Annotated in this window: 13 protein-coding genes; 5 read left to right on the top strand and 8 right to left on the bottom strand. The window is 69.2% G+C overall.

Annotation, left to right across the window (positions count from 1 at the left end; translation table 11 throughout):
• Positions 1-148: 148 nt before the first annotated feature.
• Positions 149-313 carry a hypothetical protein gene (locus F6A08_RS17615; RefSeq protein WP_017201772.1) on the bottom strand — a complete coding sequence of 55 codons (165 nt, stop codon included), beginning with the start codon at positions 311-313 and terminating at the stop codon, positions 149-151.
• Positions 314-474: 161 nt separating this feature from the next.
• On the opposite strand from F6A08_RS17615, the gene F6A08_RS03895 reads away from it, so the two are divergent.
• Both F6A08_RS03895 and F6A08_RS03890 read left to right on the top strand, forming a co-directional pair.
• Positions 475-681 (top strand): hypothetical protein, encoded by a 207-nt coding sequence (locus F6A08_RS03895; protein WP_017201773.1) that lies wholly within the window; start codon positions 475-477, stop codon positions 679-681.
• A 67-nt stretch (positions 682-748) separates the two neighbouring features.
• Complete coding sequence (locus F6A08_RS03890; RefSeq protein WP_151458673.1) at positions 749-2,149, top strand: threonine/serine exporter family protein; 1,401 nt, start codon at positions 749-751, stop codon at positions 2,147-2,149.
• Positions 2,150-2,160: 11 nt separating this feature from the next.
• Here the strand turns inward: F6A08_RS03890 and F6A08_RS03885 are convergent, their stop codons facing one another.
• A complete protein-coding gene (locus tag F6A08_RS03885) occupies positions 2,161-2,541 on the bottom strand; it encodes a VOC family protein (RefSeq protein WP_151458672.1) in 381 nt (126 codons plus the stop codon).
• Between the two features lie 125 nt (positions 2,542-2,666).
• Between F6A08_RS03885 and F6A08_RS03880 the strand changes: the two genes are divergently transcribed.
• Positions 2,667-3,239, top strand: coding sequence for a GNAT family N-acetyltransferase (locus F6A08_RS03880; RefSeq protein ID WP_151458671.1), 573 nt, complete (start codon positions 2,667-2,669; stop codon positions 3,237-3,239).
• A 4-nt stretch (positions 3,240-3,243) separates the two neighbouring features.
• Here the strand turns inward: F6A08_RS03880 and F6A08_RS03875 are convergent, their stop codons facing one another.
• The 4 genes from F6A08_RS03875 to F6A08_RS03860 all read right to left on the bottom strand — a co-directional run bounded on the left by F6A08_RS03875 (position 3,244) and on the right by F6A08_RS03860 (position 5,438).
• Positions 3,244-3,522, bottom strand: coding sequence for a hypothetical protein (locus F6A08_RS03875; protein WP_124896408.1), 279 nt, complete (start codon positions 3,520-3,522; stop codon positions 3,244-3,246).
• Positions 3,523-3,590: 68 nt separating this feature from the next.
• Entirely contained in the window at positions 3,591-3,923 is a 333-nt protein-coding gene (locus F6A08_RS03870) for a DUF7882 family protein (protein ID WP_017201778.1), read from the bottom strand.
• Positions 3,924-4,093: 170 nt separating this feature from the next.
• Positions 4,094-4,438 (bottom strand): hypothetical protein, encoded by a 345-nt coding sequence (locus tag F6A08_RS03865; protein WP_017201779.1) that lies wholly within the window; start codon positions 4,436-4,438, stop codon positions 4,094-4,096.
• 331 nt (positions 4,439-4,769) lie between these two features.
• A complete protein-coding gene (locus F6A08_RS03860) occupies positions 4,770-5,438 on the bottom strand; it encodes a FadR/GntR family transcriptional regulator (RefSeq protein WP_124896410.1) in 669 nt (222 codons plus the stop codon).
• A gap of 186 nt (positions 5,439-5,624) precedes the next feature.
• Here F6A08_RS03860 and F6A08_RS03855 point away from each other — a divergent pair, with 186 nt between their 5' ends.
• Positions 5,625-7,397, top strand: a complete 1,773-nt coding sequence (locus tag F6A08_RS03855) for a 2-isopropylmalate synthase (RefSeq protein ID WP_151458670.1) — start codon at positions 5,625-5,627, stop codon at positions 7,395-7,397.
• A gap of 10 nt (positions 7,398-7,407) precedes the next feature.
• Here F6A08_RS03855 and F6A08_RS03850 read toward each other — a convergent pair whose 3' ends face one another.
• Together F6A08_RS03850 and F6A08_RS03845 are read right to left on the bottom strand one after the other, a co-directional pair.
• On the bottom strand, positions 7,408-7,773 hold the full coding sequence (locus F6A08_RS03850; RefSeq protein ID WP_017201782.1) for a cupin domain-containing protein: 366 nt from the start codon (positions 7,771-7,773) through the stop codon (positions 7,408-7,410).
• Between the two features lie 55 nt (positions 7,774-7,828).
• Positions 7,829-8,140, bottom strand: a complete 312-nt coding sequence (locus F6A08_RS03845) for an ArsR/SmtB family transcription factor (RefSeq protein WP_151458669.1) — start codon at positions 8,138-8,140, stop codon at positions 7,829-7,831.
• An 86-nt stretch (positions 8,141-8,226) separates the two neighbouring features.
• Between F6A08_RS03845 and F6A08_RS03840 the strand changes: the two genes are divergently transcribed.
• On the top strand, positions 8,227-9,276 hold the full coding sequence (locus F6A08_RS03840; RefSeq protein WP_151458668.1) for an SDR family oxidoreductase: 1,050 nt from the start codon (positions 8,227-8,229) through the stop codon (positions 9,274-9,276).
• Positions 9,277-9,310 lie beyond the last annotated feature (34 nt).

Below are 9,310 nucleotides of genomic sequence, written 5' to 3'. Positions count from 1 at the left end.
AAAACCGGCCCCGGAGGCTGTTATATCGCGACCGGAACAGGGGATGGGATGCGCGCTAACGCGGGGTGCGGCCGGTGCGGACGCCGGCGATGAATGCCGCCGTCGCCGCGCTGCCGACCAGCATCCACGTCACCCACTTGGGCATCGCTCAGCCTCCGGAGGGGTTCTCGAGGGGCTTGCCCTCGTCGTCGGTCGTCTCGTCCTCCAGCACCTCGTCGGTGTCGGGGGACGAGTCGTCGGGCGCGCCGCCGGACGCGGTGTCGGCTTCCTCGTCGGGTCCGGGCGTGCCCTGCGTGTTCTGCGGATCGCTCATGCTCTTCTCCTCTGTTCGGTGGCTCGACCGTAGGCCGGTTCGCGCGTCGTGATCAGGGGGTTGACCTGCGCGCATCCCGTCGCGACACTGAGCCCGAACCACAGCAGGCTCACCCTGACAACCCCCTGGTCCGCACGCGGGTCCCATCGGAGCCTGGAGCCATGAGCCACAACCCCGATGACATCAAGCAGCCACTCGACCACCTGCCTCCTCTGGAGGAGCGCGACAAGGCGGTCGAGATCGAAGAGCCCAGCTACCCGACCTCCGAGTCGCCCAGCGGGACGCCCCACGCTTCTCCGGAGACCGCCGCCGAACCGGGCAAGCCGAACCGCCACGGCGTCGACAAGCTCCCGCCGACGTCCCGCTGAGCGCGGTATCCGGCATCGGCCGGGTCGCCGCCGCGAAGCCGGCCGGCAGGGCGCGAGAATGGAGCATATGGCTCCGAGATCCCGCCGCCCCCTGCTCACCTCGGTCCGCCGTCTGCTGCACACCGATCCCTTGGCCGTCGCGCACACCGAGGCGATGCCGATCATCGATGAGCGCACCGTGCCGCGCGTGCTCGATCTCGCCACGCGCATCGGGGAGTCGATGTTCGCGGTCGGCGCGTCGGCCCACGAGGTCACGCTGGCGATCACGCGCGTGTGCGATGCCTACGGGATGCGCGGGGTGCAGGTCGACGTCACCTACAACTCGATCACGGTGTCCTTCCACCTGAGCGGCGAGGTGTGGCCGGAGACGCTGGTCCGCGTGGTGCGCGTCACGGCGCCCGATCACGCGAAGCTGCAGCGCGTGCAGGCGCTCGTCGCCGACATCGACGACGGCCTCGATCTGGAAGCCGCGCGCACCGCGTTCCGGGTCATCCGGCGCATGCCGTTCCGTTACCAGCAGCCCGTCGTGATCGTCGCCCGCGCACTGCTCGCGGTCGGCGTGAGCATCATGCTCGGCGCGGCTCCCATCATCGTCGGTCTCACCTTCATCGCGGCACTGTGCGCCGCCCTCACGCAGGCCGGTCTCGCCCGACTGCGGGTTCCGCTGTTCTTCAGCCAGATCGCCGGCGGGTTCGTGACCACGGTCGTCGCGGTCGTCGTCTCCGCGCTCGGCACGGCGGGGATCGAGCCGTTCGTCGACATCCGCCCGTCGATCATCGTGGCCTCGGGAATCGTGCTCATGCTCGCCGGGCTCACCGTCGTCGGGGCTGCGCAGGATGCGATCGACGGATTCGCCCTGACCGCCGGCGGGCGGATCCTCGATCTGACGATGCAGACGCTCGGCGTCGTGATCGGCATCCTCGTGGGGCTGGAGCTGGGCGGCGTGCTCGGGTTCACGATGGACCTGCCCGACGATCCCGCCCCGTTCGGCCCGCTCCTGAACCAGTTCACGGGCGCGATCATCATCGCGGTCGCCGTGGCCGTGTTCAACGGCGCCGGCCTCCGGATCATCCTGGTCAGCGCGCTGCTCAGCGCCGTCACCCTGGCGGGGTACTCGTCCACGATCGCCGTGAACCTGCATCCTGCCGCCGCGAGCGCGATCGGAGCGCTGCTCGCGAGCTTCGTCGGCATGCTGATCGCCCGCAACCTGCATGTGCCGTCCGTCGCCGTGACCACCGCGGCCATCGTCCCGCTGGTCCCCGGTGTCGCCGTGTTCCAGGGGCTGTTGGAGATGGTGCACTCGGCCGGCACGTCGTCGGGCATGCTCGACAGCGGCGGCTCCTTGATCGACGCCGCGGTGATCGGGATCGGACTCGCATCCGGCGCCTCTCTCGGCCTGTACCTCGGGACGCCGCTGCGGGCCACCCTCGCGAGCGTCGCGAAGACCCGCGCGCGCGTGCGGCGCTGAGCCCCGGACCGCTAGCCCTGCGCGGCGAACTCGATCGCGCCGAGGAGGTTCCCGCTCGGATCGGAGAACTTGCGCACCCGGGCGAACCCCAGGTCCTCCGCGCTGCCGACGGCCGCCTCCGCGCGCTCCAGACGACGGGCGAGCTCGTCGAGCGCCGTGCTCTTGAGGAAGAATACCGGCTTGATCTCGCCGTCGAGCGCGACGCGCATCGGGGTGTACTCCTGGGCTTCCCACAGCATGAGGTCGAGGGCGGGTTCGAGTCGCAGCATGGCGTAGGCCCCGTAATCGGTGAGCAGCTGGAAGCCGAGGACTTCCCGATACCAGGCGACGGCCTCGCCGAGGTCTCGGACGGGCAGCTGGATGTGGTCGAGCGCCGTGACGACGGGTGCCATGGATCGAATCCTTCCTCGAGGTCGGCACCACCCTATCGACGGCTCCGGACACCCGAGCCGCGGCCGTGCCACGATGGACGGGCGCGCCGCCTTCGGCCCGATGCTCTGCCGACCTCTGAGGACCCATGAATCCGCCGTCCATCGACACCTCCCTCCTGACCGCCGTGGCCACGCTCATGACGCCGCGGCTCCGGCTCGAACCCCTGGGTCCGTCGCACATCGACGGCGCGATGGAGGGCATCTCCGATCCGGAGACCCTGCGGCTGACCGGCACGCGCCGGACGTTCTCGCGGGACGACGTGCTGCGGCACCTGACCTCGCTCGCCGACCGCGATGATCGCGCCGACTGGGCGATCATCGACCTCGCGACGGAGAGGTACGTCGGGGAGGTCGTGCTCAACGAGCTCGAGCCGGACGACGCGGCGATGAACTTCCGCATCGCTCTCAATCCCGGATGGATGGGGCGCGGGTACGGCACCGAGGCCGCGCGCGCCGTGCTCGATCACGCGTTCGACGACCTGGGCGTGCACCGCGTCGGCCTCGACGTGTTCGCCTTCAATCCGCGCGCCGAACGGTCCTATGAGAAGGCGGGATTCCGTCACGAAGGACGGCAGCGCGATACGCTCTTCTGGGACGGCGAGTGGGTGGACTCGATCCTGATGGCCGCCCTCAGCACGGATGAGCGCCCGGCGCTCTGAGACGCTACCAGCTGTCCCAGTCGAGGAACGGCGCCTCGTTCGGGGCGACGGTCGGCGCGACCCGATCGACCTGCTCGACGGAGATCATCACGCGTGTGTTCGCCGTGATCAGCACGCTCATGATCGCGCGGTCGCCGGCGACGTCGACGAACGTCGGCTGCCCCCGCGCCGCCTCCTCGATGCGACGCATGAGGTCGAGGACGTCGTGCTCCGCCGAGAGGACCATGGCGTGCCCGTCGATCTCCAACCGTGTGATCGTCCTTGTCGCGTCCGCCCTGTCCATGGGGACCACGGTATGCCCCGTTTCGAAGAGCGAGAAGAGGGGTTGCGCCGAGCCTGCCGGTTCGGTAGCTACACCGACTCGGCGACGCGCTCCGGGACGGACGAGGGCGCGGGTTCGGGGACGAGATACAGGCCGCCGGGGGCGCTGGCGGTGAAGGCGAGGTTCTCGATCCACTCGCGGTTGACCGACGGCTGGCGGCTGCCGTGGTACTTGAAGACCATCGAGCTGCCGGCGTGGATCCAGACGGTCAGACGACCGCCGCCGATGCTCGCGTCCTGCTTCCAGGTGAAGGGGAACGGCTCCCCGCGGCGCAGTTTCGCCGTCATCACGAGCTGAAGGTGCGTGAGCGCACGATCCTCGATCTCGGTCTTGACGTTGCCTTCGTAGATGAACGTACCCATCACAGCCTCTTCTGTTCTGCCACGGAACCCGTGCCAAGAGGCGCAACCGAGATGATCGCTGAGTGGTGCGTTCAGCCTACGCCCGTTGACGGCGAAAGGCTCGCGGGGGCGTGAGATGAGGCGAAGTGTGCGCGTGCTGTCCGATCCCGTTCGCTCCGTCGGCTGACGGGTCAGACTCCGCGCTCGATGTCGAGGTCGAGCGGCAGCACCGCCACGACCTCCTCGTCGTCCTCATCGCCCTCCACGCGCTGCGGGAACAGGCGGTGTGCGCGGATCTGCGCCGCCTCGGCGGAGAAGTCGGGGTCGTCACCGTCCGAGGCCTGCGGCCCGACGAGGATGTCGTTCCCGACACCGACGATCAGATCGGCGGCCTCCTTCCGTCCGTCCACAGCGATCGGGATCCGCAGAGCCGCGGACTCCCCTTCCCTGGCGATGGCGGCCGCGAGCGCGACGAGCGCCTCGGCCACCTCATCCGTGGTGGTGATCTGCTGACCTGCGTAGGACACGAGCTTCATGCCCGAGAGCCTCACCCATCCCGCCCGCGCGGTCGAAGGGCTTGCGCGGAGGCCGGAGCGCGCGCTATCCGCTCCCCGCCGCCCCTCGCGCTAGCAGTGCTCCGGTGCCCGCGTCAAGGGACGGCCCCCGATACGGGCGCACGGCTCGACCACCCGTATCGTTGCAGGCACACGGAGTCGCTTCGCGCTCTGCGTCGGTCGAACCAGACGACGCGCTCAGATCTCTCTCGGGTCTGGGAGCCTCGATTGGGGGTGGGTGCGTTCGCGAACCTTCTCGCTCGACTTCGCCGGTCCTCCGCGTTCGGGTCGCGGAGGACCGGACTGCTCCCTCTCAGCCGAGCTGCGCCGTGAGCGCGCGAAGGTGGTCGCGGGTCAGCGCGGCCGCGGCAGCCGCGTCCCTGGACGCGATCGCCTCGGTGATGCGGACGTGGGTTCCGTGATCGGCGTCGTCCCCGGACCGCCCGCGGAGGCGGAGCATGTCCACCATGGCCTCGCGACTGCGCGGCGCGAACCCGTCGAACAGGTCCAGCAGCATCGGGCTGTGCGCCGCCACGACGATCTGGCGATGGAAGGCCATGTCGGTCGCGACGTGTTCGTCGATGTCGCCGCGGTGTCGTTCCCGTTCGTCCAGCGCCTCTCGCAGGAGCTTCAGCTGTGCGGCCGTGCGGCGCTCCGCGGCCAGGGCGGCGGCCTCGACCTCGATCGCGGTCCGCGCTTCGATGACCGCGACGATGTCGGCACGCCGCAGGACGCTGTCCCACGTCGCCGCGTCATCCGTCGCGGCGACGAACACTCCGGACCCCTGGCGGGTGGCGAGGATCCCGCGGCCGGCGAGGATGCGGATGGCCTCCCTGGCGGTCGATCTCCCGACCCCGAGCTGCGGGGCGAGCGTCGTCTCCCCTGGCAGCTTCCCGCCGATCTCCCATTCGCCGTCACGGATGCGGGTGGCGAGGATCTCGGCGGCCTGCTCGGCGAGGGATTCGCGGCGGACGGTCGTCATGCGGTCATTCTCTCACTGCGACAGACTTCTCTACTTGTCTGAGGAGTTGTGGTAGCTTCGACTCGTGCTCCTCTCGAGATTCCTCCTCCTTCGCCGCCACGGCGGGGCCTAGCCTGACCGGCTCCCCACCGTGGAGCCGCAACGCGCCGGTCGATCTTCGCGAACGATCCCGACAGGAACCAGACCATGTACAGCAGCACCTTCCCCACCCTCGCCACTCCGGCAGGAGCGATCCCGACGGATGCGCCGGAATGGAACAGGCAGCGGCACTCGCAGATGCCGTCGCAGCGCTACCGCGACGTGTACTCCCGCGTGCCGGTCCCCCTCACCACCCGCGACTGGCCCTCCCACCGGTTGACCCGGGCTCCGCTGTGGGTGCCGGTGGATCTGCGCGACGGGAACCAGGCCCTGGCGGAGCCGATGGACCCGGAACGGAAGCGGCTCTTCTTCGAACTGATGGTCGCGATGGGCTACAAGGAGATCGAGGTCGGCTATCCCTCCGCGTCGCAGACGGACTACGACTTCGTTCGCCTGATCGCCGAGTCCGACATCGCGCCCGAGGACGTCACGGTCGTGGTCTTCACGCCGGCGCGGCGGGAGCTGATCCGGCGCACGGTGGAATCCATCCGCGGCATCCGCAATCCCGTGGTCGTCCACATGTACACCGCGACAGCCCCGACGTGGCGCGACGTCGTGCTCGGGCACGACCGGGAGGGACTGAAGAGACTGATCCTCGCGGGCGGCCGCGACGTGCGGGAGTTCGCCGGCGAGCTGCCGAACGTACGGTTCGAGTTCTCTCCCGAGGTCTTCAACCTCACGGAACCCGACTATGTCCTCGACGTGTGCGATGCGATGACCACGCTGTGGGACGCCACCCCCGAGCGTCCGGTGATCCTGAACCTCCCGGCGACCGTGGAGATCGCGACCCCGAACGTCTACGCCGACCAGATCGAGTACATGCACAAGAACCTCGACCGCCGCGACGCGGTGATCCTGTCGGTGCACCCCCACAATGACCGAGGGACCGGCGTGGCCTGCGCGGAGCTCGCCGTCCTCGCCGGTGCGCAGCGCGTCGAGGGGTGCATCTTCGGCAACGGAGAGCGCACCGGGAACGTCGACCTCGCCACGCTGGCGTTGAACCTCCACGCGCAGGGCGTCGATCCGATGATCGACTTCTCCGACATCGACGAGATCCGCCGCACGGTCGAGCACTGCAACGGCATCGAGATCCATCCCCGCCATCCCTACGTCGGAGACCTCGTCCACACGGCGTTCTCCGGAACGCACCAGGACGCGATCAAGAAGGGCTTCGCCGAGCATCGGTCCCGCGCCGCCGCCGAGGGGCGCCCGGAACGGCAGATCGAGTGGCGGGTGCCGTACCTGCCGGTCGACCCCGCCGACATCGGACGCAGCTACGACGCCGTCATCCGCGTGAACTCCCAATCCGGCAAGGGCGGCATCGCCTACCTGCTGGAGGCGGAGTACGGGCTCGAGCTGCCCCGCCGGCTCCAGATCGACTTCGCCCGCCACGTCCAGCGGCACACCGACGAGAGGGGCAGCGAGGTCACGGCCGCCCAGCTCTGGGACATCTTCCGCACCGCGTACCTCGCCGATCCGCGCCATACCCCCGTGGAACTCGTTGGATTCGACACGACGGGCCGGAGCACCACCATCACGCTCCGCGTGGGGGGAATCGAGACCACCACCCGCCACGATGCCGTCGGCCCGGTCGAGGCGCTCACCGAGGCGCTCGCACGGCTCGGATTCGCGACCGAGATCCTGAGCCTCCACCAGGCCAGCACCGGCGTCGGGAGCGACAGCGAGGCGATCACCCTCATCGAGTACCGCCACGGCTCACGCACGGGATGGGCCGCCGGCCAGGACCGGTCGGTGCTCACGGCCTCCCTCGACGCCGTGATGAACGCGACGGCGCTCGGTCAGGAGGCGAGCATGCGGTGAGCGACGACCGCTAGTCCAGCTCGCGGAGTTCGGAGGTCCGGTCGCCGCCCGCGTCGCCCGTGTTGACGGTGCCCTGCGGCTCGAAGAGGATCGCGTGCACCTCCTGGTCCGCCTTCGGGCAGTGCTCCACGCCCTTCGGCACCACGAACACGTCGTTCGGGCCGAGCACCACGTCGCGGTCGCGCAGCTGGATCGTCAGCTCACCCTGCACGACCAGGAACAGCTCGTCGGTGTCGGGGTGGGTGTGCCACACGAACTCGCCCTGCAGCTTCACCACCTTCACGTCATAGTCGTTCACGCTGGTCAGCCGGTGCGGCTGCCAGTGCTCGGAGATGGCGGAGAGAGCTGTCTTCAGGTTGCGCACGTCGTCGCTCATGTCCCGAGTCTAGGAGCCCGCGACCGCGTCCTCGTCCGCCCGGATCGAACGCGGGCTAAAGGGCGTTCAGGTGCTGACGCAGGCGGTCGATCCCTCGCTCGTCCCGCTGGTAGTGCGACCACTGTCCGATCCGCGTGCACGTGACGAGCCCCGCCCGCTGCAACGAGGCCATGAACTGCGAGGCGGTGGACTGCGAGACCCCGGCGCGCGCCTGGATGTGCTTGAGGCAGACACCGACCTCTTCGGCGGGGCGGTCCTGCGGCGGGAAGGAGTCGGGTTCCTTCAGCCACTCGAGGATGGCACGGCGAGTGGGGTGCGCGAGGGCCTTGAAGGCCGCCTCGATCGTCTCGTCGTCCGCTTCGCTCACGGATCGATCGTATCGCAATATTGCGATTTACCGATGCATCCGTCATAGTTCATCGTTAGATCGCGATTTAACGATGGAGGCAGCGCATGCAACGCACAGCAGTGGTGGTCGGAGCACGGGGAGTGATCGGCGGAAACCTGATCGCACACCTCGAGAGGGAAGGGAACTGGTCGGTCGTCGGGCTGTCGCGCAGGGGCGGCCGCGACGCCGGTGCGGTCAGACACATCGCGGTCGATCTGCTCGACGGGGCGGCGACGCGGGAGCAGCTGGCCGGACTCACGGACGCGACGCACATCTTCTACGCCGCCTACCAGGATCGCGCGCGATGGGCGGACCTGGTCGCGCCGAACCTCGCGATGCTCGAGAACGTGGTCGACGCGATCGAGCCGATCGCCCCGCGGCTCGCGCACATCAGCCTCATGCAGGGATACAAGGTCTACGGCGCGCATCTCGGACCGTTCGCCACCCCGGCGCGTGAGGACGACGCGCCGCACATGCCGCCCGAGTTCAACGTCGACCAGCAGCGCTTCCTGGAGCGACGCCAGGGCGGGGCGACATGGACCTGGTCGGCGCTGCGCCCCTCGGTCGTCGCCGGCGTCGCGCTCGGGAACCCCATGAATCTGGCGATGGTCATCGCGGTGTACGCGTCGATCAGCAAGGAGCTCGGGATCCCGCTGCGGTTCCCCGGCAAGCCCGGCGCATATTCGAGCCTGCTCGAGATGACAGACGCCGACCTGCTGGCGAAGGCGACCACGTGGGCGGCGTCGAGCGAAGCCGCCCGGAACCAGGCGTTCAACATCACCAACGGCGACATGTTCCGATGGTCAGCGCTGTGGCCCCGGATCGCCGCGTTCTTCGACCTCGAAGTCGCTCCGCCGCTGCCGCTGAGCCTCACGGAGGTGATGGCGGACAAGGCGGACGTCTGGGCGGCGATGGTCCGACGCCACGGGCTGGTGCCGACGCCGTACGACGAGGTCGCGTCCTGGCCCTTCGGCGACTTCGTCTTCGGCTGGGACTACGACGTCATCGCCGATTCCTCGAAGGTGCGCCGCGCCGGCTTCCACGAGTACGTCGAGACGGAGGCGATGTTCGCGCGCATCTTCCAGGACCTGCGCGATCGGCGGATCATCCCCTGATCGACGCTCCGCCGGTGGGGAGGACCTCCGCCCG

It is taken from the genome of Microbacterium algeriense (assembly GCF_008868005.1).
GTDB lineage: Bacteria > Actinomycetota > Actinomycetes > Actinomycetales > Microbacteriaceae > Microbacterium > Microbacterium algeriense.
This window is presented reverse-complemented; position numbering and strand designations above follow the sequence as displayed.

Excerpts from the sequence above, each read along its gene's own strand:
- F6A08_RS03850 (WP_017201782.1), bottom strand. The coding sequence starts at position 7,773 with ATGAGCGACGACGTGCGCAACCTGAAGACAGCTCTCTCCGCCATCTCC.
- F6A08_RS03870 (WP_017201778.1), bottom strand. The coding sequence starts at position 3,923 with ATGGGTACGTTCATCTACGAAGGCAACGTCAAGACCGAGATCGAGGAT.
- F6A08_RS03875 (WP_124896408.1), bottom strand. The coding sequence starts at position 3,522 with ATGGACAGGGCGGACGCGACAAGGACGATCACACGGTTGGAGATCGAC.
- F6A08_RS03880 (WP_151458671.1), top strand. The coding sequence starts at position 2,667 with ATGAATCCGCCGTCCATCGACACCTCCCTCCTGACCGCCGTGGCCACG.
- F6A08_RS03860 (WP_124896410.1), bottom strand. The coding sequence starts at position 5,438 with ATGACGACCGTCCGCCGCGAATCCCTCGCCGAGCAGGCCGCCGAGATC.
- F6A08_RS17615 (WP_017201772.1), bottom strand. The coding sequence starts at position 313 with ATGAGCGATCCGCAGAACACGCAGGGCACGCCCGGACCCGACGAGGAA.
- F6A08_RS03895 (WP_017201773.1), top strand. The coding sequence starts at position 475 with ATGAGCCACAACCCCGATGACATCAAGCAGCCACTCGACCACCTGCCT.
- F6A08_RS03840 (WP_151458668.1), top strand. The coding sequence starts at position 8,227 with ATGCAACGCACAGCAGTGGTGGTCGGAGCACGGGGAGTGATCGGCGGA.
- F6A08_RS03890 (WP_151458673.1), top strand. The coding sequence starts at position 749 with ATGGCTCCGAGATCCCGCCGCCCCCTGCTCACCTCGGTCCGCCGTCTG.
- F6A08_RS03885 (WP_151458672.1), bottom strand. The coding sequence starts at position 2,541 with ATGGCACCCGTCGTCACGGCGCTCGACCACATCCAGCTGCCCGTCCGA.
- F6A08_RS03855 (WP_151458670.1), top strand. The coding sequence starts at position 5,625 with ATGTACAGCAGCACCTTCCCCACCCTCGCCACTCCGGCAGGAGCGATC.
- F6A08_RS03865 (WP_017201779.1), bottom strand. The coding sequence starts at position 4,438 with ATGAAGCTCGTGTCCTACGCAGGTCAGCAGATCACCACCACGGATGAG.